This is a genomic window from Rhodovulum sp. YNF3179 (genome assembly GCF_050586465.1).
Classification (GTDB): Bacteria; Pseudomonadota; Alphaproteobacteria; order Rhodobacterales; family Rhodobacteraceae; genus CAJXYS01.
In genome coordinates this window covers 92,133-116,907 of the sequence record NZ_JBOCEG010000009.1, presented here as the reverse complement: position 1 = coordinate 116,907, position 24,775 = coordinate 92,133, and the positions used below count along the sequence as shown (strand labels likewise).

The following is a 24,775-nucleotide window of genomic DNA, read 5'->3' as shown; positions in this document are numbered from 1 at the left end:
CGGCGCGCGGGCGGCCCGTTTCGCCTTGCACACCGGGGGCGGGTCGGGGACTCTCTCGGGCATGGACGGGCCCGACGACAGTTTCGAAGCGGCCGCGCGACAGCGCGGCTGCCTGCGCGTTGCCGGCGTGGACGAGGTCGGGCGCGGCCCGCTGGCCGGGCCGGTCACCGCGGCGGCGGTCATCCTCGATCCCGCCTGCGTGCCGGACGGGCTGAAGGATTCCAAGCTGCTCCGGCCGGGGCGGCGTGCGGAACTGGCCGCGCTGCTGGCCGACTGCGCCGAAATCGCCGTCGCCCATGCCAGCGTCGCGGAAATCGACCGGCTCAACATCCTGCAGGCCGCGCATCTCGCGATGCGGCGGGCGGTGGCCGCCCTGCCGCGGGCGGCCGATCACCTGCTGATCGACGGCAACCGCGTGCCCGATGCGCTGCCCTGCCCGGCCGAGGCGGTGATCAGGGGCGACAGCCTCTGTTTTTCCATCGCGGCGGCGTCGATCGTGGCCAAGACGGCCCGCGACCGGATCATGGTGGATTTGGCGCAACAGTTTCCCGGCTACGGCTGGGAGACCAATGCCGGCTACGGCTCCCGCCAGCATCTCGAGGCGCTTCAACGTCTAGGGGCGACCCCACACCATAGGCGTTCGTTCAAGCCGGTATACAATATATTGTATCAAGGCAAAATTGTAACCCCTTGATTCAAAAAAGAAATTGACCGCGAATCGGCTTTGACTCATCTTTGTCCACAACAAGAACCGCGGATGCGGACGAAGGGGCAGAGATGGCGATACGCGAACAGAATACGGGGGCGGCCGCGCTCCCGCGGAACGAAATATTGGCCGGCGACTGCATCGAGATCATGCAGGGTCTGCCGGAAGAGTCCGTCGACCTGATCTTCGCCGATCCGCCCTATAACCTGCAGCTGCGCGGCGAGCTGCACCGCCCCGACAACAGCCGCGTCGACGCGGTGGACGACGCCTGGGACCGTTTCGCCAGCTTCCAGACATATGACGATTTCACGCGCGCCTGGCTTGCCGCCGCGCGGCGGATCCTGAAGCCGGGCGGCGCGATCTGGGTGATCGGCAGCTACCACAACATCTTCCGTGTCGGTGCCGCGCTGCAGGACACGGGCTACTGGATCCTCAACGACGTGGTCTGGCGCAAGTCGAACCCGATGCCCAATTTCCGCGGCAAGCGTCTGACCAACGCCCATGAAACGATGATCTGGGCGGCCAAGTCCGACGCCTCGAAATACACCTTCAACTACGAGGCGCTGAAGGCCCTGAACGAGGGCGTGCAGATGCGGTCGGACTGGGTTCTGCCGATCTGCAACGGGCACGAGCGGCTCAAGACGGAGGCCGGCGAGAAGGCCCACCCCACCCAGAAACCCGAGAGCCTGCTGCACCGGGTTCTGGTCGCCACGACCAATCCCGGCGACGTGGTGCTGGATCCCTTCTTCGGCACGGGCACGACCGGGGCCGTGGCCAAGAAGCTCGGCCGGGACTTCATCGGCATCGAACGCGAGGACGCCTATCGCAAGGTCGCCGCCAGGCGCATCGACGCCGCGCGGAAATACGACAGCGCCTATGTCGAGGTCACCACCTCGAAGCGGGCCGAGCCGCGCGTGCCCTTCGGCCAGCTGGTCGAGCGCGGCATGCTGCGCCCCGGCGAGGTGCTGACCAGCATGAACGGCAAGCGCGCCGCGAAGGTGCGGGCCGACGGCACCCTCGTGGCAGATGACATCAAGGGCTCGATCCACCAGGTCGGCGCCGCGCTCGAGGGCGCGCCAAGCTGCAACGGCTGGACCTACTGGTGTTTCCGCCGCGACGGCAAGACCGTGCCGATCGACGTGCTGCGCCAGCAGATCCGCGCCGAGATGGCCGACAAGCCCGCGGGCTGATCCCCGACACGAATACCGCCGGTGCCTGTGGCCTGACTGGCACCCGACTGCCCCGCCTGTCCGACAGGCGGGGCATTTTTTTCATGGCGCGCCGCGCGGCAGGGGCAGGCGGCCGGTATCGTAGGGGGTCCAGTCGGCGATCTCGGGGTAGAACTGCCGGCGCCAGCGGCGCACCCGCGGGTTCATCGCCCGCCGCCAAAGCGGCGGCACCATCGCCAGGGCGGCCATCGCCGGGTAACCCAGCGGCAACTGCGGCGCCTTGTCCGCGGAATAGGTCTGCAGCAGCGGGAAGCGGCGGTCGGGACGGGTGTGATGATCGGAATGGCGCTGCAGGTTGATCAGCAGCCAGTTGGAGACCCGGTGCGCCGCGTTCCAGCTATGATGCGGTCTGACATGTTCGTACCGTCCCTCGCCGAGATGCTTGCGCGTCAGCCCGTAGTGTTCGACGTAGTTGGTCAGTTCCAGCTGCCAGATCGCCACGAAGGCCTGCCACAGGAAAAGCGCGACCCCGGCCCATCCGCCGATCGCCCCAGCCAGCGCCAGGGCGCCGAGTTGCAGTGCGCCGTAACGCCAGAAGGGATTGCGCCGGCTCCACCAGGGCAGGCCGCGCCGCGCCAGCCGCGCGCTTTCGGCCCGGAAGGCCGAGCCCGGGGACTCGCTGAGCACCCGGGGGAAGAAGCGATGGAAACCCTCGTTGTAGCGGGCCGTTACGGCATCGCGCACCGTGCCGACCCAGGGGTGGTGAACCAGCAGGTGTTCGGACCGGAAATGGCTGTAGCAGACAAGCGCCAGGAGCAGGTCGCCAAGCCACCGCTCCAGCCGGCTTGGCTGGTGCAGAAGTTCGTGGGCATAGGTGATGCCCACCGATCCGGACATGACCCCCACCCCGAAGAAAAGGATCAGCGCCTCCCACCAGGACAGGTTGTCGGTCGTGCCGACCCACCAGATCGACCCGAAAATCGCCACCGCCTCGATCGGGACCCAGACGAGCGTAACGAGCCGGTACCAGAAAAGATCCGCGTCTGGCGTTTCGGTATCGGCGTTCTCGCGATTGACGCCGGCCACCATGTCGAGCAGCGCAACAAGCGTCCAGGCATGGAGGGGCAACAGGAAAAGCACCCAGCCGCCGAACCAGGCACCGAGGAGCCAGAGCGGCAGAGCCAGCAGGGAAACCCAGAAAGGCAGGGCGGATTTCAGCCGCATGACATCCTGCGACGGGATCATCGCCACCTCCGATACTCGTTACGCGCGCACCCTATCGGCGGAAGGTTATGCACAAGCGAATGCGGCGGCAATCATCATGTGCGGCCGCGGCGCCCGTCAGACAGCGTCCCGGGCGAGATCGAAAACCTTCCGCATCACGGTGGGCAGCGCCGCCGGGCGAAACTCTTGCGGGGCGAGGAACATGCCCCGCCCGGGGTCGGCCTCCTGCGGCAGGCGGGCCGTGAAGACGTGCAATCTGAGGTGGAAGTGGGTGAAGGTATGCCGCACCTCCGCGCCAAGGAGACGCCAGTCGGCCGCGACGGGCGGCGCCTCGTCCGGGGCGTCGCACCACGCGGATCCCGGCCATCCCAGCATACCCCCGAGCAGCCCCTTGTCGGGACGCCTTTCCAGCAGCCAGGCGCCGTCGGCACGACGCCCGACATAGGCATAGCCGAGCCGGACCGGCTTCGGCGCCTTCGGGCTCTTGCGTGGCAATCCTGGCGCGATCCCGGCGGCGCGCCCGGCGCAGGGCCCGCGCCAGGGGCAGATCCCGCAGGCGGGGTTCCGGGGCGTGCAGATCGTGGCCCCCAGGTCCATGACGGCCTGGGCATGGTCGCCGGGCCGCTCGGCCGGGGTCAGGCGGGCCGCGAGGCGGCCCAGCTCGCCCTTCACCGCCGGCAGCGGCGATTCCACCGCGTGCAGCCGGGCCATGACACGCTCCACATTTCCGTCCACAACCGTTTCCGGCCGGTCAAAGGCGATCGCGGCCACCGCGGCGGCGGTATAGGGCCCGATGCCCGGCAAGGCCTGCAGCCCGGCCCGCGTGTCGGGGAAACGCCCGCCATGATCGGCGACGATCGCCCGCGCGCATTTCAGCAGGTTCCGCGCCCGTGCGTAGTAGCCCAGCCCGGCCCATTCGGCCATGACCGCGTCGTCCTGGGCGGCGGCCAGGTCCGCCACGGTCGGCCAGCGCCACGTGAAGCGGTCGAAATACCCGCGGACGGCGGCGACGGTGGTCTGCTGCAGCATCACCTCCGACAGCCAGACGCGATAGGGATCCGGCCGCATGCCCGCGCGCCGCGCCGCCGGCCCGACCCGCCAGGGCATCTCGCGGGCATGGACGTCGTACCAGTCCAGCAGCGTCCGGGTCAGGTCCTCGTCACGCAATCTTTATCGCTCCCGTTCCGGCAAATCTCTGGCCCCTAGCCCGGCCGCGGTTACAATAGAGCCCGAGGCGAGGAAAGACAGAGATGGCCGGCAAGCAGCAGAGCAGAAAATCCCCCCCGGCGCGCCGCATGCGCGGCTTCGAACGGACCGCCGGGCTGATCCAGCCCCAGCTGCGGAACGCCGGCGAGAAGCGGGGATTCGCGGTGGCCCGCCTTCTGACGCATTGGACCGACATCGTGGGCGAGGAGACCGCGCGCATCGCCCAGCCGGTCAAGGTTTCCTATGGCCGCGAGGGGTTCGGCGCCACCTTGACGCTGCTGACCACGGGGGCCCATGCCCCCATGCTGCAGGCCGACCTTCCCAAGATCCGGGAACGGGTGAACGCCTGCTACGGCTATTCCGCGATCTCGCGCATCCGGGTCACCCAGACCGCGCCGACCGGTTTCGCCGAGGGCCAGGCCGCCTTCGCGCCGGCGCCGAAGACCGCGGGCGCGGCCGAACCCACCCCCGAGGTGCAGCGGCAGGCCGCCGCCACCGCGGCCGGGGTTGAGGACGACAACCTCCGCCAGGCGCTTGAAGCGCTGGCGCAAAACGTCCTATCACGCGACAGGAAATGAGACAGGAAAGGCCGATCTTGATGGCACGCAATTCTCTCTTCGCGCTCGTGGCCGCCGTTCTGGTGGCCGGCGGGGCGCTCTGGGCGCTTCAGGGCGGGCAGCCGGCAACCACGCCGATCCCGGCGGCGAACGCGCAATCCTCCGGCGATGTCGATACCTCCGGCATCGCCGAGATGACCGTGGGCGATCCCGAGGCCCCGGTCGAGGTGATCGAATACGCCTCCTTCACCTGCCCGCACTGCGCCACCTTCCACGAGACGGTCTTCCCGCAGATCGAGGAGAATTACGTGGACACGGGCAAGGTCCACTTCGTCTACCGCGAGGTTTATTTCGACCGCTACGGGCTCTGGGCGGGCATGGTGGCGCGCTGCGGCGGCGCGGATCGCTATTTCGGGATCGTCGACATGATCTACGAGCGGCAGCGGGAATGGACCCAGGGCGAGGACGCCGCCCAGGTGGTGCAGAACCTGCGCAAGATCGGCAAGGTCGCGGGACTCGACGACAGCCAGCTCGACGCCTGCCTGTCGGACGCCGGGAAGGCCGAGGCGCTCTACGCGCTCTACCAGAAGAACGCCGAGATGCACGATATCAACTCGACGCCCAGCTTCGTCATCGACGGCGAGAAGTTCTCGAACATGAGCTACGCGGATTTCGCCGAGACCCTGGACGAGAAGCTGGCCGAGTGATCCCATGAGCGACGCCCCCCTCGCCGGGCTGAAGGTTCTGGAACTGGCGCGGATCCTGGCCGGCCCCTGGGCCGGCCAGACCCTTGCCGATCTCGGCGCCGAGGTCATCAAGGTCGAGAGCCCCGCGGGCGACGACACCCGCCGCTGGGGCCCGCCCTTCGTCACGCGCGACGAAGACCGGTCAGCAGCGTATTTCCACAGCTGCAACCGCGGCAAGCAGTCGGTCACCGTGGATTTCCGCACGCCCGAAGGCCAGCAGATCGTGCGCGATCTCGCCGCCGAGGCGGACGTGCTGATCGAGAACTTCAAGGTGGGGGGCCTCGCGAAATACGGCCTCGACTACGACAGCCTCGCGGCGGTGAACCCGCAACTCGTCTACTGCTCGATCACCGGTTTCGGGCAGGACGGCCCCTACGCCCACCGGGCGGGCTACGATTACATCATCCAGGGCATGTCCGGCATCATGTCCGTCACCGGCGCGCCCGAGGGCCAGCCGCAGAAGATGGGGGTGGCGGTCACGGACATCCTGACCGGCATCTACAGCGCCACCGCGATCCTCGCGGCGCTGCACCAGCGCGAGCGCACCGGCAAGGGCCAGCAGATCGACATGGCGCTGCTCGACGTCGCCACCGGCATCATGGCCAACCAGGCGATGAACTACCTGACGACCGGCAGCGCCCCGGCGCGGATCGGGAACGCCCACCAGAACCTCGTGCCCTACCAGGTCTTCGACTGCGCCGATGGCTGGATCATCATCGCCACCGGCAACGACGCGCAGTACCAGCGGCTCTGCGGGCTGCTCGGCCTGGGCGAGATCGCGGACGCCCCGGAATTCCGCACCAACGCCGACCGCATCGCCAACCGCGAGAGGCTGACGGACAGGCTGACCGAGGCGACGCGCAGCTGGGCGAAGGACGCGCTGCTCGCCGCCTGCGAGGCCGCGGGCGTGCCCGCCGGGCCGATCAACGACCTGGCCGAGGTTTTCGACGACCCGCAGATACGCCATCGCGGCATGCGCATCGATCGCGACGGCGTGCCGGGGGTGCGGTCGCCGTTTCGCTTCTCGGACGCCGGGCTGGCGCTGAACCATGCCTCGCCGAAACTGGGCGAGCACACCGCGGCCGTCCTGGCCCGCCTGCGCGGCGAGACGCCGGACTAGTCAGGCGCGCAGAGCGCCTTGATACCCCTGAGCACCTCGGCATCGCCGGCCTCGGCATCGGCGGAGAGGTGCGCGATCTCGTCCTCGAGCGCGTCGCGCGCCACCACGCGGTCGACCAGGCCGAAATCATACGCCTCTTGCGCCGTCAGCCTGGCCCCGCCAAGCAGGACCATCTTGGTGCGGGCCGGCCCGATCAGCGCGGCCAGCCGGCCCGGATCGGAGGGCTGCGGCAGGAAGCCCAGCTTCATCACCGGGTAGAAGAACCGGGCCTCGGGCACCGCGAGGCGCAGGTCACAGGCCAGGGCCATCCCGAAGGCGCCGCCGGCCAGCGTGCCGTTCAGCGCCGCGATGGTCAGGCAGGGCAGCGCCGCGATCCGCGCCGAGAGCCGTTCCCAGACCGGGTCGGTGGCCAGCCCCGCGCGGGCCTCGGCCAGGTCGGCCCCGGCGCTGAAGACGCTCCCGGCGCCGGTCAGGACGAACACGTGAACATCCGCGTCCGCGGCTTCCGCGGCGATGGCCTCGATCCGCTCCAGCATCTCGCGGGTCAGCGAATTGGCCTTGTCCGGGCGATTGACCGTTACCGTCCAGCGTGCGCCCGCCTTCGCCAGCCCGATCACGCGATCAGCCCCACCCGGCGGCGGATCGACTCGTCGCGGAGCGAGATCTCTTGCCCGACGAACCCGTCCGCGTCCGGCCCGCACATCCAGAGCAGGGCCTCGGCCGGCCATTCAGGCGGGATATGCGCCGACCAGTCGAGCTGGCTGACAGGGTTGACCCCGCTCGACTTGATCTCGCGCTGCATCTCGGTGGCGACGGTTCCGGGCGAGAGCCCCATCGCGCGGATGCCGTGCGGGCGACCTTCCTTGTCGGCGCTCGCCGTCAGCATCGCCGCCCCGGCCTTGGACGCGCAGTAGGCGCTCCAGCCTTCGAGCGCGTTGTGCGCGGCCCCGGAGCTGACGGTCAGGATCGTCCCGCCCCCCTGCCGGCGCATCACCGGCATCGCTGCGCGCATGCCGTGAAAGACGCCCTTGAGGTTGATATCGATCAGCTTGCCCCAGGCCGCCGGGTCCACCACGTCCATCATGGCGATCGGCTCGATCACGCCGGCGTTGTTGATCAGGATGTCGACGGCGCCGAACTCGGCCTCGGCGGCGGCGACGGCGGCGGCCACGTCGTCGTAGTCCGCCACGTCGCAGCTGCGTGCAACGGCGCTGCCGCCCTCTGCGCGGATATCGTCGGCCAGGGCGCCGATCTCGTTCTTGGACCGCGCCAGCAGCATCACCTCCGCACCGGCCGTGGCGAAGCGCCGCGCTGCGGCGGCGCCGATCCCGCGGCTGGCCCCCGTGATCAGGGCCGATTTGCCTTTCAAATCCATCCCGTCGTCCTCTTCTGTCTCGTCGCGCAGCACCGCGCGTCCAAGGGGTAACCCGTCACGCCGCGCGGTGCCAGACCGCGCGGTCCGGGATTGGCCCTTTCCCGCTTGACCCTGTGCGGGGCAGGGCCGATCTTGAAGGGGAACGATATTCAGAAAGGGGTGACGATGATGCACGGCAAACAGGCGATTTTCGCGTTCGGCGCCGCGACGCTCGCCGGGCTCCCGGCGCAGGCGGAGGTGACCCCGCAAGAGGTCTGGGCCAAGTGGCAGGACTTCTCGGCCTATACCGGCCAGGCGATGCAGGCCGGCTCGACAGAGATGTCGGGCGATACGCTGGTGCTCGAGAACGTCACCACCGAGTTCGGCGGCGTCGACTCGGAGATCGTCAGCAGCCGCGACTGGGTGCGCATGCGCGACCTGGGCGACGGCACCGTGGAAATCACCATGGCGCCCGCGCAGCGCATCGTCGGCACCGTCACCCCGGAGGAAGGCGAAACCGCCGCGATCGACATGACCGTTCTCTATGACGGCGCGCGCATCGTCGCCAGCGGCACGCCGGAGCGCCTGGTGCAGGAGTTCAGCCTCGACCGGCTGACGCTGGCCGACGGCGATATCGCCGTGGAAGACGAGGACGCCGATTTCAGCATCGACTTCACCGCGACGACGGTGGCCGGTCGCTACATCATGGAGGAGACCGGCGCCGAGGCGATGGCCGCCACGGGCAACAGCACGCTCGGCGCGCTCGAGATGGAAATGACCGGCACCGACCCGGAAAGCGGTGCGGATTTCACGGCGCGCTTCGACATGTCAGACGTCGCGGCCGATTTCAGCGGCAACCTGCTGAACATCGGTCTCGCCGCGAATCCCTTTGCCTCGGGGGCCGCCTTCTCGGTCGACATGACGTCCGGCGCCTCGTCCTCCGTTTTCGAGGCCGTCGAGGATGGCGACACAACCCGGTTTGAATCGCGCAGCAGCGGGGGCGGTTTCGGTGTAGCGCTCTCGCCGGACGCGCTGCGCTACACGCTCGACAGCCGCGGGATCGACTACACCCTCAGCTCGTCGGAGCTGCCTTTCCCCGAGCTTTCGGCCAGCATCGCCGAGACCGGTTTCGACCTGAACCTGCCCCTGAGCCCGTCGGAGGAACCGCGCGACTTCAACCTGCTCGTCAAGCTGCGCGATCTGGTCATCGACGACCGCCTGTGGGGGATGATCGATCCCGCGGGCAATCTCGAGCACAGCCCCGCGACGCTGCTGGTGGACCTCAGCGGCAAGGTGCAGGTTCTGATGGACATGCTCGCCCGCGCCGAGGATCTCGAGGATCTCGACAAGGCCCCCGGCGAATTGCGCGCGATCTCGCTCAACGACCTGGAGCTGGCGCTGGGCGGCGCCCGGCTTACCGGCAGCGGAAGCTTCACCTTCGATCCCGAAAAGGCCGAGGTGCTCGACGGCATACGCCAGCCCGCCGGCGCGATCGACCTGCGGCTGGTGGGCGGCAACGCGCTGCTCGACGCGCTCTCCAAGATGGGTATCGTCGGCGACAGCCAGGTGATGAACGCCCGCATGATGCTGGCCATGTTCGCCGTGCCGGGCGACGGCGAGGACACGCTGACCTCGACCATCGAGATGACCGAAGAGGGCAAGATCCTCGCCAATGGCAACCCGCTGAACTGAGCGTCGGTCCCGCCTGATGGCGCGGGCCGCCGCGCCCTTCCCGCGGCCGGTCTTGCAGCCCGGCCGCGGGATGCTTTAATCCGCCCCATCCCTGTTCATTTCGGAGCCCCCATGGCCCAGGATCTCGAGTCTCTCACCGCTGCCCTGCTGGACGCCGCCCGCACCGCCGGCGCGGAAACCGCCGATGCGCTGGCGGTCGAGGGCAGCGCCGTTTCGGTCGATGTGCGCAACGGCGCGCTGGAACAGGCGGAGCGCGCCGAGGGCGTCGATCTTGGCCTCAGGGTGCTGATCGGGCGCCGCCAGGCCTGCGTCTCGGCGTCCGACACGCGCCCCGAGACGATCGCGGAGATGGCCGCGCGCGCCGTCGCCATGGCCCGCGAGGCCCCCGAGGACCCCGGCGCCGGCCTGGCGGATCCGGCGGATCTGGCCGGTGACCGGGACGCCGCGGTACTGGAACTCGCCGATCCTGCCGGCGACCCCGCGCCCGCCGCGCTGGAGGAAGACGCCCGCGCCGCCGAGGCCGCGGCGCGTGCCGTCGCCGGCGTTTCGCAGATCCAGGGCGCGTCGGCCGGCTATTCCCGGCGGCGCCTGCATCTCGCGGCCAGCAATGGCTTTTCGGGCGGCTATGCACGCACGGGGCGGTCGACCTCCTGCGTCGCGATCTCGGGCGAGGGGCTGGGCATGGAACGCGACTATGCCGCCGAAAGCCGCGTTTTCCAGGCCGATCTGCCCGGCGCCGCGGAGATCGGCCGCCTGGCCGGCGAGCGCGCGGCGGCGCGGGCGAATCCCCGCCGCCCAAAGACCGGCGCCTACCCGGTGCTCTTCGACGAGCGTATCGCCGCCTCGCTGACCGGTCACCTTCTGGGCGCCGTCAACGGGACGGCCATCGCCCGCGGCGCCAGCTGGCTGATGGACGCGATGGACACGCAGGTGCTGCCCGCCGGCCTGTCGCTGGTCGAGGACCCGCATCGCAAACGCGTCTCTGGCTCGCGGCCCTTCGACGCCGAGGGCCTCGCCACCGCCGCCCGTCCCATCGTCGAAGACGGCGTCCTGCGCCGCTGGGTGCTCGACCTCGCAACCGCGCGCAAGCTCGGGCTGGAAAGCACGGCCAATGCCGCGCGCGGGCCCTCGGCGCCGCCCTCGCCCAGCGTGTCCAACATCGCCCTGACCCAGGGCGACCGAGGCCGTTCGGAGCTGATGGCCGAGATGGGCACGGGCCTGCTGGTCACCTCGCTGATCGGCTCGACCATCAACCCGACCACGGGCGACTACTCGCGCGGGGCCTCGGGCTTCTGGGTCGAGAACGGCGAGATCGCCTACCCGGTCAACGAGTGCACCATCGCCGGCAACCTGCGCGACATGCTGTTGCGGATCACGCCCGCCAACGATGCACGCCGCCATCTCAGCCACGTGGTGCCGAGCCTGCTCGTCGAGGGCCTGACGCTTGCCGGGGAGTGACCTCGCCCTGTTGCGCGACGCGGCCGCTGCCGCGGGCCGTATCGCCACCCGCCATTTCCGGCAGGGTCCGCAGATCTGGGACAAGGGCGGCGGCCACGGGCCGGTGACCGAGGCCGATCTCGAGATAGATCGGATGCTCCGGGCAGACCTGCTCGCGGCGCGGCCCGGATATGGCTGGCTGTCGGAGGAAACCGACGACGATACGCGGCGGCTCGGGGCGCGCCGGCTGTTCATCGTCGATCCGATCGACGGGACGCGCGCCTTCATCGACGGCCAGCGTGCCTTTGCCCACGCGCTGGCCGTGGTCGAGGACGGCCGGGTCACGGCCGGGGTGGTGTGCCTGCCGCTGATGGACAAGCTCTACGAGGCAGAGCTGGGCGGCGGCGGGCGGCTCAACGGCCGACCGATCCGGGCCAGCGACCGGGCCGAGCTTGACGGCGCAGACATCCTCGCCGGCCGGCCGCAACTCGCCCCCGAGCTCTGGCCGGGCGGGGTGCCGAAGGTCACCCGCCATCACCGGCCGTCCCTGGCCTATCGCCTGTGCCTCGTGGCCGAGGGCCGCTTCGACGGCATGGTCACGCTGCGGCCCAGCTGGGAATGGGACATCGCCGCCGGGGCGCTGATCCTTTCGGAGGCCGGCGCCCGGGTCACCGACCGGTTCGGGGCGCCGCTGCGCTTCAACGAACCGGACCCGCGCCATCCCGGGCTGGTCGCCGGCGCGCCGGCGGTGCATGCGGGGCTGCTGGCCCGGCTGCGCTGACAGCCGGTCGCTCAGCCGGATTTGCCCTCGACGAAACGCCGCGTCTCCGGGTTCCGCGGATCGAGGAAGACCTGCTCGGTCGGTCCGATCTCCAGCAATTCACCGAGATGGAAATGCGCCACCCGGTCAGCGACCCGGCGCGCTTCCATCATGGAATGGGTCACCACCACGATGCTGTGATCGACGCGCAGCTCCATCATCAGCTCCTCGAGCCGTGCCGTGGCGATGGGGTCGATGGATCCCGTCGGCTCGTCCATCAGAAGAACCTCGGGATCGGTGCCGATCGCACGTGCCACGCAGAGCCGCTGTTGCTGCCCGCCACTGAGGTCGAACCCGGACTGATCGTGCAGGTGATCCTTCACCTCGTCCCAGAGATGCGCCCGGCGCAGGCAGTGCTCGACCCAGGCATCCATCTCGGCGCCGGTGTCGACCAGGCCGTGAAGCCGCGCGCCATAGGCGACGTTCTCGTAGATGGAACGGGCAAAGGGGTTGGGCTTCTGCGCCACCCAGCCGAAGCGCTTGCGGTGCAGCGGCGGGTCCACCTCGGGCGCGTTGATATCCGCGCCGCTCATGGTGATGCGTCCGGTGATGCGCACATCCGGGTTGCCGTCATGCATCCGGTTGAGCGTCTTGAGCGCGGTGGTCTTGCCGCAGCCTGACGGGCCGATGAAGGCCAGGATTTCCTGCGGGTAGACGTCGAAGGTGACATTCTTCAGCGCATGGGTCTCGCCATACCAGAGATCGAGATCCGCCACCTCGATCAAGGGCGGCGCGTTACGGCCATGCGACGGGCGCGGGTCGGCCTTGGCCGGGGCTCGTCCGGAATCCAGCATCTCGACATCTCCTCCAGTACCGTTACCCGGAAAAGGATGACCTGCCCCGGGCCAGGGCGGTTTGCGCTGGATCAATCCCGTCGAATTGTCATGAAAACTTCATCTAAGCCGGATCGCCGGCCCCGCGCCGGCAGGCTGTGCGCCTTGACCCCGACGGGCGTTCCTTTAGGGTGCGCGCAACCTCGAAACGGTGGAGAATCCCAATGGCACAGCGCCTGCATCTCGTCTTCGGCGGTGAGCTCGTGACCCCGTCCAGCAGCGTCTTCAAGAATGTCGACGACATCCATATCGTGGGCATCTTCCCCGACTACGACTCCGCCTACAACGCCTGGAAATCCGAGGCGCAGCGCACGGTCGACAATGCGCATATGCGCTATTTCATCGCCCATCTGCATCGCCTGCGCGACGAAGAGCGCGAGGCCGGCCCGACCGAGGAACTCGGCAGCTAAGGCCGCGCGCGATGGGCCGGTCGCTGGGTCTTGCCTTCTACCTCGCCTTCTCCGCACGGGCAGACGGCTATGCCCGGCGACTGCTCGACCGGCGGCTCGCGGCGGGCAAGGAAGACCCGGAACGGCTCTCCGAGCGACTCGGCGACGCCGGCCAGCCCCGGCCGGACGGCCCGCTGGCCTGGTTCCATGCCGCAAGCGTCGGCGAGACCCTGTCGCTGCTGGAGCTGATCCGCAAGCTGGGCGAGGCCCGTCCGGAGGCGAGCTTCCTCGTGACGACCGGCACCGTGACCTCGGCCTCTGTGCTGGCGAGCCGCATGCCGCCCCGCACGATTCACCAGTTCATTCCCGTCGATACGCGGCGCGCCGTGGTGCGGTTTCTCGATCACTGGCAGCCCGATCTCGCGGTGTGGACGGAGAGCGAGTTCTGGCCGCGGCTGATGGTCGAGACCCATCGCCGCGGCATTCCGATGGTGCTGGTCAACGCCCGGCTCTCGGAAAAGAGCCACGACCGCTGGCGCTGGCTGCCCGGGTTCGCCAAGTCGCTCCTGACGCGCTTCGACCATGTGCTCGCGCAGGACACCCAGACCGCGGGCCACCTGCGCCGACTCGGCCTGCCCCGCGACCGGGTCGAGGTCATCGGCACGCTCAAGGAAGGCTCCGCCGCGCTGCCCTGCGACGAGACCGAGCGCACCACCATGGCGTCCCGGCTGGCCGGGCGGCCGGTCTGGCTGGCCGCCTCGACCCACCCGGGCGAGGAAGAGATCGTCGTCGAGGCCCATGCCGCGGCCGGACGCACCGCCCGGCGCCTCCTGCTCATTATTGCGCCCCGCCACCCGGAACGCGGCACCGCAATCGCCGCGACCCTCAGGTCCGGCGGATGGGACGTCACGCGCCGGTCGCTTGGCGAGGTGCCGACCGACGAGACCCAGATCTACGTCGCCGACACGCTCGGGGAGATGGGGCTTTGGTACCGGCTGGCCCCGGTCAGCTTCCTCGGCGGCTCGCTCGTCGAGATTGGCGGGCACAACCCGTTCGAACCCGCGGCGCTGGGATCCGCGATCCTGCATGGTCCCCATGTGGTGAATTTCGCAGATGTCTATGCCCGGCTCGCCGAGGCCGGCGCGACGATGGAGGTCCGGGATGCCGACAGCCTCGCCCGCGCGCTGTCGGAAGCCCTCGCGCCGGATCGCGCCGCCGAGCTGGCCCATGCCGCCTGGGAGGTCTGCTCCAGCGGGGCCGAGGTCACCGAGCGCACGCTCGAGGTTCTACTCGCCCGGCTGCCCGCACCCGGGGCCGATACCTGATGCGGGCGCCGCGCTTCTGGCACCGTGCGCCGGGGCTGTTGTCCACCCTGCTCGCGCCGCTCGGGGCGATCTATGCCGCCGCGACCCGGCGACGCGTGGCCCGGCCCGGCACACGGGTCGGCGTGCCCGTGATCTGCGTGGGCAACATCAATGCCGGGGGCACCGGCAAGACACCGACCGTGATCGCCCTGCTCGAGCGGCTGAACGCCGCGGGACGGACACCGCAGGTCGTCAGCCGCGGACATGGCGGGCGCCTCGCCGGGCCGGTCCGGGTCGATCCTGCCCGCCACCGGGCCGAGGATGTCGGGGACGAGCCGCTGCTTCTGGCCGCCTTCGCCCCGGTCTGGGTGGCGCGCGACCGGGCGGCGGGCGCCCGCGCGGCGGCAGGCGCCGGCGCCGATGTCATCCTGCTCGATGACGGGTTCCAGAACCCCGCGCTGGTCAAGGACGTATCGCTGGTCGTCGTGGACGCGGCCCGGGGCTTCGGCAATGGACGGGTGCTGCCGGCCGGCCCCCTGCGCGAGCCGGTGCCCGCGGGCATGGCCCGGGCCGACGCGCTGCTGTCGATCGGCGGGCCGGACGCACAGGCACGCTTCGCCGGCGACTGGGGCCGGGCGGTCGCGGTTCCGCACCTGCACGGGCAGCTCGTGCCGCTGCGAACCGGGATGGATTGGGACGGGCTGCGCGTGCTGGCCTTCGCCGGGATCGGCCATCCCGAGAAGTTCTTTGCCACGCTGCGCGGGCTCGGGGCCGAATTGATCCGCACCGTGGCGCTCGACGATCACCAGGCCCTGACGGCGGGCCTGATGGCACGCCTGGACTCCGAGGCGAAGCTTCGCAACGCCCAGTTGGTCACGACGGAAAAGGACGCCGTGCGCCTGCCCGCCAGCTTTCGCCAGAAGGTCTTGACCCTGCCCGTGCGCCTGGAGATCACCGACTGGGAGCCGCTCGATGCCCTCCTGGAAAAGGCCGGGATCAGCGGGATCTAGCGTTTCCGCCGCCGCCCCGGTGTCCTGGAGTGAAACTCCGGCGGGCGTTTCGCCACCCAGCGGATGAACCTGGCCAGCCGCGGATGGGCGCGGAGCGCTGCAATCGTGTTGTAATCCCGGGCCAGCTCGGCCTCGGTCAGCGTGGCGTGGATCTCGTTGTGGCAGATCTGGTGCAGCGCCACCACGGGCCCGTGCTTTCCCCCTTTCAGCCTGGGAACAAGGTGGTGCAGCGACCGGCGCGCGCCGGATGTGATCGGGCGGCCGCAAAGCGGGCAGACGGGATCTTGCGGCGCCGCGTCGGACATCAACGCCTCCTTGCCAAGCGGGGACGGTGGTGAAAGAGGATGGAGCCATGGCTGGCAATCGACAAGAGCGCGGCGCGCGGACCGCGGCAATGGTGATCGGGGCGGGGCCGGCCGGGCTCATGGCCGCCGAGGCTCTCGCCGATGCTGGGATGGCCGTGACCGTGGCCGAGGCCAAACCGTCGCCCGCGCGGAAATTCCTGATGGCCGGCAAATCGGGACTGAACCTGACCAAGCAAGAGCCGGCGCCCCGCTTCCGCGCCGCCTATGCAGAGGCGGCGGGCTGGCTCGCGCCGATGCTCGACGCCTGCGGCCCCGAGGCGGTGCAGGACTGGGCGCGTCAGCTGGGCCAGGAGGTCTTTACCGGTTCGTCCGGGCGCGTGTTCCCGACGGCCATGAAGGCCTCGCCGCTGCTGCGCGCCTGGCTCGCACGGCTGGCGGACAAGGGCGTCACCCTGCGCACCCGCTGGCGCTGGACCGGCTGGGAGGGCGACGCGCTGGCCTTCACGACCCCGGGCGGGCACCACGTGCTGCGGCCCGCCGTCACCGTGCTTGCGCTGGGCGGGGCCAGCTGGGCGCGGCTCGGGTCGGACGGCGCCTGGGCGCCCTGGCTTTCCGAAAAGGGCGTCGGGATCGCGCCTTTCCGCCCCGCCAACATGGGGATCTCGGTCCGGTGGTCCGCGCATATGCGCCCCCATTTCGGCCTGCCGGTCAAGGCCACGGCCTTGCGCGCGGGCCGCGTGACCCGGCGGGGCGAATACGTGATCTCCGAACGTGGTCTCGAGGGGGGCGGCATCTACGCCGTCAGCCGCGCGCTGCGCGACGGTGCCGCGCTTGCGATCGATCTCGCCCCGGATCTCGCGGTGGAAGAGGCCGCGCACCGGCTGTCACGCCCGCGCGGCAAGTCGAGCCTTGCCAATCATCTGCGCAAGGCGCTTGGCCTCGCCCCGGCGAAACGGGCGCTCCTGATGGAGTTCGGACGTCCGCTGCCGGACGATCCCGCCGCGCTTGCGCGGTTGATCAAGGCGCTGCCAGTCGCGCATGACGGGCCGCGCCCGATGGACGAGGCGATTTCCACCGCGGGCGGCGTGCGCGCGGACTCGGTGGATCCGGGCCTGATGCTGCACGCCCTGCCCGGCGTCTTCGTCGCGGGCGAGATGCTGGACTGGGAAGCGCCCACCGGGGGGTACCTGCTGACCGGCTGTTTCGCCACCGGCCTCTGGGCCGGGCGACACGCGGCCGCCTGGGCGCTCAGCCCCGGCCGTGCGGAACCGTCCAGTCGATGACCGGGCCTGCCGGCACGATGCCGAGCGGGTTGCGCAACTCCGACGGCGAGAAGTAGCCGCGCTTGTAGATGTCGAAATCCACCGTCCCGGCGACACCGGGCATCTGGTAGATCTCGCGCGCATAGCCCCAGAGGTTCGGATAGTCCGACACCCGCCGGATATTGCACTTGAACGCGTAGTGATAGGCCACGTCGAAGCGCGCCAGCGTCGGAAAGAGCCTGAGATCGGCCTCGGTGAAGCGGTCGCCGGTCAGGTAGCGGGTCCGCCCCAGCTGCGCCTCGATCCGGTCGAGCGTGTCGAACACCTCGGCCACGGCGGCATCATAGGCCGCCTGCGTGCGGGCGAAACCGGCCCGGTAGACCCCGTTGTTGAGGGTCGGATAAATCAGCGCGTTCCAGGCATCGATATCCGCGGCGAGGTCATCCGGGCGCAGCGACGGGCCGCCATCGAAGGCGGCGTCGAGCATCTGCACCATATCCGCCGACTCGTTCGAGACGATCCGCCCCGACTCGCGGTCCCAGAGAACGGGCACGGTGACCCGGCCGGTATAGGGTTGATCGTGGCGCGCATAGACCTCGTGCAGCGCCCGTGCACCCATCAAGGGATCCGCATAGGGCCCGTCGTCGTCGAAGACCCAGCCATCCTCGGTCCGGCGCGGACGGGCGAAGGAGACGGTGATCGCGTCCTCCAGCCATTTTATCATCCGCGTCAGGAACGCCCGGTGCGCCCAGGGGCAGTTCCAGGCAAGATACAGGTGATAGCGCCCGGGATCGGGGGTGAACCCGCCCGCGCCCGTCGGGCCGGCGCGCCCGTCGCGCGTGATCCAGTTGCGGATCGTGCTGTCCGCACGGCGAAACGCGCCCTGCGCCGTCGTATCCGGTCCGGGGTCTTCTGCATGATAGACCCCGTCTATCATAAGGCCCATGTGCCCTCCTTTCGGACATGACCCTAGGGCACCGGCGCCCCAAGGCTACCCGTCAATAACCCGCTTGAACGCGGAACGTTCCCACATGCGCGCCAGAAACGCGTTCAGACCGGGTGATTCGATTTCGAAATTGGCCCGCGCCGCCCAGCGGCCGCAATGCGCCAGGAGGATATCCGGCACGGTCATCTCCGCGCCCATCAGGAAGGGCCCGTCGCCAAGCCGCTCGGCGATCCGCGCCACGCCGCGGCCGAACTCCCACCGGAGACTGTCCAGCACCTCTGGCACGCGCTTTTCCACGGGCAGGACGAAACTGTGCCGCGCCGCCATCCAGATCACCGCCTCGATCTCGTCGAGGATGCGGAAGGTCAGCGCATCCTGCAGACCGCGCTCCACCGTGCCGGCGGGATAGGTCAGCGCGCCATGGCGGTCGGCGAGGAACGTCATGATGGCCAGGCTGTCGGTCATCACCACCCCGTCCACCAGCAGGATCGGGATCTTTCCGCTGGAATCGAGCGCGCGCACGGCCGCGCTGTGGGGGGCTTCGGGACGATGCTCATACTCCAGCCCCAGCTCTTCCAAGAGCCAGAGCACACGGAGCGCGCGACTCGCGGTCGCGCCGATGACGACATACATGGGCTACTCCTAAAACTCGTTACGCAGGTCACAACAAACGAGTCGGATCCTAGCTGATTTTTCCGGGAGTCACCCGTTCTCTAGCGTCCCGCCAGCATGGCAAGCCGGATCAGGGTCCGTTCGAGCATCGCCATCTGCGGGACCGGCCGCGCGGAGCGGAGCGCGAGATCGGTCTCGACCAGCAGGTGCAGCGCCTCTTCGAGCCGCCGCATTCCCCAGCGCCCGGCCTGCCGCGCCAGCCGGTCCCGCCGCGGCCCGAAGACCGGGGGCCGCGCGCGGGCGAGCCCGGCTTCCGGTCCCTTCGGATCAGCCGCGGCGGCGTGCAGCCGCCGGAAGTGCCGCGTCGCGCCGATCACGATGGAGATCGGCGTCACCCCCTGCCCCTCGAGGCGCTGCATCATCGGGCCAAGCTCGGCCACGCGGCCCTCGGCCACGACGTCGAGCGTCTCGTCCAGCCCGGCCTCGGTCGTCGCGGGGGCGCAGGCCGCGACGTCGGCGCTGGCGACGGGGGCCGGATCGCCGTGCTTGTAGAGCGCCAGTTTCTCGAGGGTCTGGCGGAAATCACCCGGATCGAGGCTGCGCGCCAGCGCCGTCAGGTCGGTCATGGCGTCCGGCGCGATATCGGCAAGGCCCGCCTTGCCCAGCGCCGCCTCGATCTCTTCGCGCGATGGCGGATCGGCGTAGATCGCCGCCGCATAGGCGTTCTTGTGACCCTCGAAGAGCTTGCGCAGCGCCGAACGCGCGTTGAGCTGTCCGGCCGTGACGACGATGCAGGCGTCCCCCTCGCGCCAGTCGTCCAAGGCGGCGCCGATCACCTTGGCCAGCCCGTCGCCGGCCTCTTCGACGAAGGCCACGCGCTGGCCAGGGAAAAACCCCTGCGCCTTGACCGCATCGGACAGCATCGCCGGGTCGCGGCGCAGATCCGCGGCGGGGATCCGCGCAAGCCGCATCTCGGCCTCGCCCTCGGGACCGATCAGGGCCTCGATCACCTCCTGGCGGCGCAGTGCCACGCGCATCGTGTCGGGGCCGTGGATCAGCAACCCGGCGCGCGATGGGTCGGGTTTGGCGAAATAGCGCAGCGCGTCGCGGCTCGAGAGCTTCATGTCCGCCAGTCCGGGGCGCTTGCGAGCAGCCGGGTGACGATCTGGTCGGCGAGCGCGCGCATCAGCCGGTCATAGGCGTCGCGCTCGGCCGCCAGCGTGCCCACGGTGGACCCGGTGGCGCTGTAAGAGGTGAAATTCTCGACCGTGCCTTCGGTCAGCACGACGTCGCGCGCCGCGTCGCGCAGGGCGAAACGGGCGACGCCGGCCAGGTTGAAGCGGCCGATCTCGTTGGTGGTCGTGATCGCGATGCCTTCGCTTTCCGTCTCGACGCTGACGGCCAGCGCGTAAGGTGCCGCCGCCCCGGCCCGGCCCAGCCGTTCCTGGAGCCGCCCCACCAGTGCGAAGCCGCGTTCCGTCCCGGCGGGATCGACGGCGATCTGCCCCATGAGCCCGGCGGCCGGCCCCGCGGGCCCGTAGACCGGGCGGAAGCCACAGCCCGCCAGCGGCAGCGCGGCCAGCCCGAGAACAAAGGTCCGGCGGTCAGATGACGACATTGACGATGCGTCCCGGCACGACGATCAGCTTCTTGGGGGCCGCTCCGGCGAGGACCCTCTGGACAGCTTCATCCGCCAGGACGCGCTTTTCAACCTCTTCCTTGGCCATGTGCTTGGGCACCTGGATCTCGGACCGGCGCTTGCCGTTCACCTGGATCGGCAGCGTCACCGTGTCCTCGACCAGCATCGCCGGGTCGGCCACCGGCCAGGCGGCCTCGGCCACCAGGCCCGCGCCGCCGAGCATCGCCCAGATGTCCTCGGCCAGGTGGGGGGTCATCGGCGCCATCAACTGCGCCAGCACACGCAAGGCCGCGCGCCGGGTCTCGGCGCCGGCCTTGGACTTCGCCACGGTGTTGGTGAACTCGTAGAGTTTCGCGACCGCCTTGTTGAAGGCGAAGCCCTCGATGCCGCGCGTCACCTCGTCGATGGTGCGGTGCATGGCCCGGGCAAGGACCTCGTCCGCGGCGCCGTCCGCGGGGGCGGTGTCGGCGCGCGCCTCGTCGGCGAGGCGCCAGACGCGGCTCAGATGCTTCCACGCGGCCTCGGCCCCGGCGGCGGTCCATTCCACGTCGCGCTCGGGCGGGCTGTCGGACAGCATGAACCAGCGCGCGGTGTCAGCGCCGAAGTCGCGGATGATGTTGACCGGGTCGACGACGTTCTTCTTCGACTTCGACATCTTGGCCGAGGGGATCACCTCGACCGGCTCGCCCGTCGCGCCGAGGCGCGCGCCGCTCTCGGTCCACTCGATATCGCCCGGCAGGTGATAGACGGGCCGGTCGCGATCGTCGCGGGTGACGTAGATCTCGTGGGTGACCATGCCCTGGGTGAAGAGCGCGTCGAAGGGCTCGGTCGCCTTTTTCGGCAGGTGCCCCGTCAGATGCATCGCACGGGCGAAGAACCGCGAGTAGAGCAGGTGCAGGATCGCGTGCTCGATCCCGCCGATATACTGGTCGACATTCATCCAGTATTCGGCATCGGCCATGGTCGTCGGCGTCTCGGCCCGCGGCGCGGTGAAGCGGGCAAAATACCAGGACGAGTCGACGAAGGTGTCCATCGTGTCCGTCTCGCGCCGGGCCGGCTTGCCGCAGGACGGGCAGGCCACGTCGCGCCAGGTCGGGTGCCGGTCCAGCGGGTTGCCCGGCTTGTCGAAGCTGACGTCCCTCGGCAGTTCGACCGGCAGGTTTTCCTTTTTCTCGGGGACGACGCCGCAGGTCTCGCAATGGACGACCGGGATCGGGCATCCCCAGTAGCGCTGGCGCGAGATGCCCCAGTCGCGGAGACGGTAATTGACCACGCCCTTGCCCACGCCCCGGGCCTCGCACTGGTCGATGGCGGCCTCGACGGCGTCCTCGCCGGTCTGCACCGCGTCTCCGGCGAAGCCTTTCACATAGCGGACTTTCTCGGTCTTGGGCGGCACGAAGGCCGTGTCGTCCACCGACTCGTCCGAATCGACCGGCTTGAAGACGTCGATCACGTCCAGCCCGTATTTCCGGGCGAAATCCAGGTCGCGTTGGTCATGGGCCGGGCAGCCGAAGATCGCGCCGGTGCCGTAATCCATCAGGATGAAGTTCGCGATGTAGACCGGCATTTCCCACGCCGGGTCGAAGGGATGCTTCACGCGGAGCCCGGTGGCGAAACCCTTCTTCTCGGCCGTCTCGAGAGCCTCTTCCGACGTGCCCATCTTGCGGCATTCGGCGTTGAAGGCGGCGATGTCCGGATTGTCGGCCTCGAGCCGCTTGGCCAGCGGATGATCCGGCGAGATCGCCGCGAAGCTCGCGCCCAGCAGCGTGTCGGGGCGGGTCGTGTAGACCTCCAGCGTCCCGAAACCCTCGGGCGCGCCCACCGTCTCGAAGCCGAATTGCAGCCCGCGCGAGCGCCCGATCCAGTTGCGCTGCATCAGCCGGACCTTCTCGGGCCATTTTTCGAGCCCGTCCAGTGCCTCCAGCAGCTCCTCGGAGAAATCGGAGATGCGGAAGAACCACTGCGTCAGCTCGCGCCGTTCCACCGGCGCGCCGGACCGCCAGCCCTTGCCGTCGATCACCTGCTCGTTGGCCAGCACGGTCATGTCCACCGGGTCCCAGTTGACGGTGGCCGCCTTGCGGTAGACGAGGCCCTTGTCCAGCATGTCGATGAACATCGCCTGCTGCTGGCCGTAATACTCCGCATCGCAGGTGGCGAATTCGCGGCTCCAGTCGATGGACAGGCCCATCGGCTTCAACTGGTCGCGCATATCGGCGATGTTGCCATAGGTCCATTCCGCGGGATGGCCGCCCTGCTCCATCGCGGCGTTCTCGGCCGGCATCCCGAAGGCATCCCAGCCCATCGGGTGCAGCACGTTGAAGCCCTGCGCGGCCTTGTAGCGCGCGATCACGTCGCCCATGGTGTAGTTGCGCACATGGCCCATGTGGATCCGCCCCGAGGGGTAGGGGAACATCTCCAGCACGTAGTATTTCGGACGGTTCTCGTCGCGTTCGGCGCGGAACACGCCGGCCTCATCCCAGGCGGACTGCCATTTCGGCTCCACCGCCGAAGCGTCGTAGCGAGACATCTGTACCTTCCTTCAACGACTGCGCCGGGCACGAACGGCCCGGCGCGTGTTTAATGCGGGTTCGGGGGCAAGGTCTAGGCTCCGAGGCCAGAATCCGGGCCGGTCGGGTCAGAGATTGCTGTCCTGGACGCGCAGCTGGCGGGCACGGGTGAGGATCGCGTCCTCGACCGCGCGCACGGTGTCGCGGCTGGCCGGACCGGCACGCGAGACCAGCGCCACCTTGAGCGAGCGCGCGTCGAGCGCCGGGTCCTGCACGTAGACGGTGGCGCGGTAGGCGCGGCCGCCGCCCGCGGGCTGGCCCCAGCCCATCACGATCACGCCGGAAAACGGATCGGCGGCCTCGATCGGCATGAAATTGAGGATCTCGAGCGAGGCGCGCCAAAGATAGCGGTTCACCTCGACGGTGACGTTCGGATCGTCCTGGTCGGTGAAGAGATCCCAGATCGTCTCGCGGTCGCTTTCGCGCATCTCGCGGGCGGGGTTCGTCTGCTCGGCGGCCCGGGCGCGCTGACGCTCCTGGGCCTCGGGATCGCTGCCGCCGCTGAACGGCCAGCTGCCGCCGCCGCCGCAGCCGGCGAGGACGACCGCCATCGAGAGGAACAAGCCGGCCTTCAGTCCCGTGGAGAATGTCATGTCGTCTGGTCCCCGCGCCCCTGATCCTTTGGGGTTGTGTAGCGAAGCACCCGAAGCGGGACAAGTTTTTTCACCGCAGGCAAAGGGCTTCGCGCGCGCGGGGGCGGTGTGGCAAAGCTGCATCAACTCCCGCCAGTTCGCTCCGCGGCTTCGGCCTGTTCATTGCAATTCAGGGGCCAAAGCGAGATAGGAAAGCATACTCAATTCGGATTCCTCGGATTGAGGTGCACCTTTGAATGTAAACGAGGGAATAATCATGAAGAAGCTTCTCCTTGCTTCCTCCGCGCTCGTCGCCTCCGCTGGCGTCGCTTCCGCGGAAATCTCCTGGTCCGGTTACGCCGAGATGGGTATCGGTGGCGGCACCACCCAGACTGCCGAGTTCATCCAGGACATCGCCCTGACCTTCTCGATGTCGGGCATGACCGACAACGGGATCGAGTTCGGCGCGTCGTCGGATCTCGACACTGACAGCAGCGGACAGGGTTCCGTCAACGGCACTTGGAACTTGGACAACGAGTCGGTGTTCATCTCGGGCGCCTGGGGCACCCTGACGATGGGCGAAATCGACGGCGCCATGGACTGGGCGCTGACCGAAGCCGCCGTCGGCAACCCGGGTTCGCTCAACGACGACGAAACCGCGCATGCCGGCTACATGGGCTCCTACCTGGACGGTCAGTACGACAACCAGATTGTCCGCTACGACTACACCATGGGCGACTTTGGCTTCGCGGTCTCGGCCGAGATGGACGACACGGATGTCCGTGACCCGGGTATGGCGATCGGTGCCAAGTACAGCATGGCGCTGGGCATGGGCTCGCTCGACCTCGCCGCCGGTTACCAGCAGACCGATGGCTTCAGCTTCGCCGGTCTCAACGGTAATGCTGGCGACGAAGCTACCGTCGCCGGTATCAGCGCCGTGCTCGCCACGGACGCCGGTCTGACGGTTGGTGTCGAGTACACCGACTGGGACTTCAACGGTCAGGACGCCACGCATGTGGGTGTCGGCGCCGGCTACACCATGGACGCCATCACGCTGCACGCCAACTGGGGTCAGTATGACCTCGACGGCCTTGGCGAGATCACCGGCTACGGCCTGGCGGCTGCCTACGACCTCGGCGGTGGCGCTGCCCTGCACCTCGCCTATGGCGACAGCGAAGACCTCGCCGGGAACGACTCGGACAGCTGGTCCTTCGGCCTGTCGATGAGCTTCTAATCACCTCCCGGTGATTTGAACGGGGAAGAGCGGGCTTCGGCCCGCTCTTTTCTTTTCCGACCTGCTTCCGC

Annotated in this window: 25 protein-coding genes; 13 read left to right on the top strand and 12 right to left on the bottom strand. The window is 69.2% G+C overall.

What is annotated here, in order from left to right:
* Positions 1-61 precede the first annotated feature (61 nt).
* Complete coding sequence (locus ACQ5SP_RS15485; RefSeq protein ID WP_430939306.1) at positions 62-694, top strand: ribonuclease HII; 633 nt, start codon at positions 62-64, stop codon at positions 692-694.
* An 83-nt stretch (positions 695-777) separates the two neighbouring features.
* A complete protein-coding gene (locus tag ACQ5SP_RS15480) occupies positions 778-1,896 on the top strand; it encodes a site-specific DNA-methyltransferase (protein WP_430939305.1) in 1,119 nt (372 codons plus the stop codon).
* Positions 1,897-1,977: 81 nt separating this feature from the next.
* Here ACQ5SP_RS15480 and ACQ5SP_RS15475 read toward each other — a convergent pair whose 3' ends face one another.
* Positions 1,978-3,120 carry an alkane 1-monooxygenase gene (locus ACQ5SP_RS15475; RefSeq protein WP_430939304.1) on the bottom strand — a complete coding sequence of 381 codons (1,143 nt, stop codon included), beginning with the start codon at positions 3,118-3,120 and terminating at the stop codon, positions 1,978-1,980.
* A 96-nt stretch (positions 3,121-3,216) separates the two neighbouring features.
* On the bottom strand, positions 3,217-4,266 hold the full coding sequence (gene mutY / locus ACQ5SP_RS15470) for an A/G-specific adenine glycosylase (RefSeq protein ID WP_430939303.1): 1,050 nt from the start codon (positions 4,264-4,266) through the stop codon (positions 3,217-3,219).
* A gap of 83 nt (positions 4,267-4,349) precedes the next feature.
* Here mutY and ACQ5SP_RS15465 point away from each other — a divergent pair, with 83 nt between their 5' ends.
* Genes ACQ5SP_RS15465 through ACQ5SP_RS15455 form a run of 3 tightly spaced genes read left to right on the top strand, consistent with a single transcriptional unit; the run spans position 4,350 to position 6,728 of the window.
* Positions 4,350-4,883: a DUF721 domain-containing protein gene (locus ACQ5SP_RS15465; RefSeq protein ID WP_430939302.1), complete on the top strand. Its 534-nt coding sequence runs from the start codon at positions 4,350-4,352 to the stop codon at positions 4,881-4,883.
* Between the two features lie 20 nt (positions 4,884-4,903).
* The gene (locus ACQ5SP_RS15460) at positions 4,904-5,569 is read left to right on the top strand and encodes a DsbA family protein (protein ID WP_430939301.1); all 666 of its coding nucleotides are present in this window, start codon (positions 4,904-4,906) and stop codon (positions 5,567-5,569) included.
* 4 nt (positions 5,570-5,573) lie between these two features.
* The gene (locus ACQ5SP_RS15455) at positions 5,574-6,728 is read left to right on the top strand and encodes a CaiB/BaiF CoA transferase family protein (protein WP_430939300.1); all 1,155 of its coding nucleotides are present in this window, start codon (positions 5,574-5,576) and stop codon (positions 6,726-6,728) included.
* On the opposite strand, the gene ACQ5SP_RS15450 is transcribed toward ACQ5SP_RS15455, so the two are convergent.
* Positions 6,725-7,345 (bottom strand): enoyl-CoA hydratase/isomerase family protein, encoded by a 621-nt coding sequence (locus tag ACQ5SP_RS15450; RefSeq protein WP_430939299.1) that lies wholly within the window; start codon positions 7,343-7,345, stop codon positions 6,725-6,727. The two genes, ACQ5SP_RS15455 and ACQ5SP_RS15450, sit on opposite strands and share 4 nt — an antisense overlap.
* Positions 7,342-8,103: an SDR family oxidoreductase gene (locus ACQ5SP_RS15445; protein WP_430939298.1), complete on the bottom strand. Its 762-nt coding sequence runs from the start codon at positions 8,101-8,103 to the stop codon at positions 7,342-7,344. Before ACQ5SP_RS15445 ends, ACQ5SP_RS15450 begins: the two co-directional genes overlap by 4 nt.
* 165 nt (positions 8,104-8,268) lie before the next feature.
* Between ACQ5SP_RS15445 and ACQ5SP_RS15440 the strand changes: the two genes are divergently transcribed.
* The 3 genes from ACQ5SP_RS15440 to ACQ5SP_RS15430 all read left to right on the top strand — a co-directional run bounded on the left by ACQ5SP_RS15440 (position 8,269) and on the right by ACQ5SP_RS15430 (position 11,992).
* Positions 8,269-9,774 (top strand): DUF2125 domain-containing protein, encoded by a 1,506-nt coding sequence (locus ACQ5SP_RS15440; protein ID WP_430939297.1) that lies wholly within the window; start codon positions 8,269-8,271, stop codon positions 9,772-9,774.
* A gap of 111 nt (positions 9,775-9,885) precedes the next feature.
* Positions 9,886-11,232 (top strand): TldD/PmbA family protein, encoded by a 1,347-nt coding sequence (locus tag ACQ5SP_RS15435; protein WP_430939296.1) that lies wholly within the window; start codon positions 9,886-9,888, stop codon positions 11,230-11,232.
* Positions 11,219-11,992, top strand: a complete 774-nt coding sequence (locus tag ACQ5SP_RS15430; protein WP_430939295.1) for a 3'(2'),5'-bisphosphate nucleotidase CysQ — start codon at positions 11,219-11,221, stop codon at positions 11,990-11,992. The genes ACQ5SP_RS15435 and ACQ5SP_RS15430 overlap by 14 nt, the downstream gene beginning before the upstream one ends.
* A gap of 11 nt (positions 11,993-12,003) precedes the next feature.
* Here the strand turns inward: ACQ5SP_RS15430 and ACQ5SP_RS15425 are convergent, their stop codons facing one another.
* The gene (locus ACQ5SP_RS15425) at positions 12,004-12,825 is read right to left on the bottom strand and encodes a phosphate ABC transporter ATP-binding protein (protein WP_430939294.1); all 822 of its coding nucleotides are present in this window, start codon (positions 12,823-12,825) and stop codon (positions 12,004-12,006) included.
* A gap of 203 nt (positions 12,826-13,028) precedes the next feature.
* Here ACQ5SP_RS15425 and ACQ5SP_RS15420 point away from each other — a divergent pair, with 203 nt between their 5' ends.
* Genes ACQ5SP_RS15420 through lpxK form a run of 3 tightly spaced genes read left to right on the top strand, consistent with a single transcriptional unit; the run spans position 13,029 to position 15,567 of the window.
* Entirely contained in the window at positions 13,029-13,274 is a 246-nt protein-coding gene (locus ACQ5SP_RS15420; protein ID WP_430939293.1) for a DUF4170 domain-containing protein, read from the top strand.
* Between the two features lie 11 nt (positions 13,275-13,285).
* Complete coding sequence (locus tag ACQ5SP_RS15415; RefSeq protein ID WP_430939292.1) at positions 13,286-14,578, top strand: 3-deoxy-D-manno-octulosonic acid transferase; 1,293 nt, start codon at positions 13,286-13,288, stop codon at positions 14,576-14,578.
* On the top strand, positions 14,578-15,567 hold the full coding sequence (gene lpxK, locus ACQ5SP_RS15410; RefSeq protein WP_430939291.1) for a tetraacyldisaccharide 4'-kinase: 990 nt from the start codon (positions 14,578-14,580) through the stop codon (positions 15,565-15,567). Before ACQ5SP_RS15415 ends, lpxK begins: the two co-directional genes overlap by 1 nt.
* On the opposite strand, the gene ACQ5SP_RS15405 is transcribed toward lpxK, so the two are convergent.
* The gene (locus tag ACQ5SP_RS15405; RefSeq protein ID WP_430939290.1) at positions 15,564-15,872 is read right to left on the bottom strand and encodes an HNH endonuclease; all 309 of its coding nucleotides are present in this window, start codon (positions 15,870-15,872) and stop codon (positions 15,564-15,566) included. The two genes, lpxK and ACQ5SP_RS15405, sit on opposite strands and share 4 nt — an antisense overlap.
* Before the next feature lie 47 nt (positions 15,873-15,919).
* On the opposite strand from ACQ5SP_RS15405, the gene ACQ5SP_RS15400 reads away from it, so the two are divergent.
* Positions 15,920-17,155, top strand: a complete 1,236-nt coding sequence (locus ACQ5SP_RS15400) for a TIGR03862 family flavoprotein (RefSeq protein ID WP_430939289.1) — start codon at positions 15,920-15,922, stop codon at positions 17,153-17,155.
* Here the strand turns inward: ACQ5SP_RS15400 and ACQ5SP_RS15395 are convergent.
* From ACQ5SP_RS15395 to ACQ5SP_RS15370, 6 genes are all read right to left on the bottom strand, one after another.
* Positions 17,121-18,080, bottom strand: coding sequence for a glutathione S-transferase family protein (locus ACQ5SP_RS15395; RefSeq protein ID WP_430939288.1), 960 nt, complete (start codon positions 18,078-18,080; stop codon positions 17,121-17,123). The two genes, ACQ5SP_RS15400 and ACQ5SP_RS15395, sit on opposite strands and share 35 nt — an antisense overlap.
* Positions 18,081-18,125: 45 nt before the next feature.
* Positions 18,126-18,713, bottom strand: a complete 588-nt coding sequence (locus ACQ5SP_RS15390) for a glutathione S-transferase family protein (protein ID WP_430939287.1) — start codon at positions 18,711-18,713, stop codon at positions 18,126-18,128.
* An 80-nt stretch (positions 18,714-18,793) separates the two neighbouring features.
* Positions 18,794-19,816 carry a DNA polymerase III subunit delta gene (gene holA, locus ACQ5SP_RS15385; RefSeq protein WP_430939286.1) on the bottom strand — a complete coding sequence of 341 codons (1,023 nt, stop codon included), beginning with the start codon at positions 19,814-19,816 and terminating at the stop codon, positions 18,794-18,796.
* A complete protein-coding gene (gene lptE, locus ACQ5SP_RS15380; protein ID WP_430939285.1) occupies positions 19,813-20,310 on the bottom strand; it encodes an LPS assembly lipoprotein LptE in 498 nt (165 codons plus the stop codon). The genes holA and lptE overlap by 4 nt, the downstream gene beginning before the upstream one ends.
* Complete coding sequence (gene leuS, locus ACQ5SP_RS15375) at positions 20,297-22,858, bottom strand: leucine--tRNA ligase (RefSeq protein ID WP_430939284.1); 2,562 nt, start codon at positions 22,856-22,858, stop codon at positions 20,297-20,299. The genes lptE and leuS overlap by 14 nt, the downstream gene beginning before the upstream one ends.
* Before the next feature lie 108 nt (positions 22,859-22,966).
* Complete coding sequence (locus ACQ5SP_RS15370) at positions 22,967-23,491, bottom strand: DUF3576 domain-containing protein (protein ID WP_430939283.1); 525 nt, start codon at positions 23,489-23,491, stop codon at positions 22,967-22,969.
* Positions 23,492-23,747: 256 nt separating this feature from the next.
* Between ACQ5SP_RS15370 and ACQ5SP_RS15365 the strand changes: the two genes are divergently transcribed.
* On the top strand, positions 23,748-24,704 hold the full coding sequence (locus ACQ5SP_RS15365) for a porin (RefSeq protein WP_430939282.1): 957 nt from the start codon (positions 23,748-23,750) through the stop codon (positions 24,702-24,704).
* The last annotated feature ends 71 nt before the right edge of the window (positions 24,705-24,775 follow it).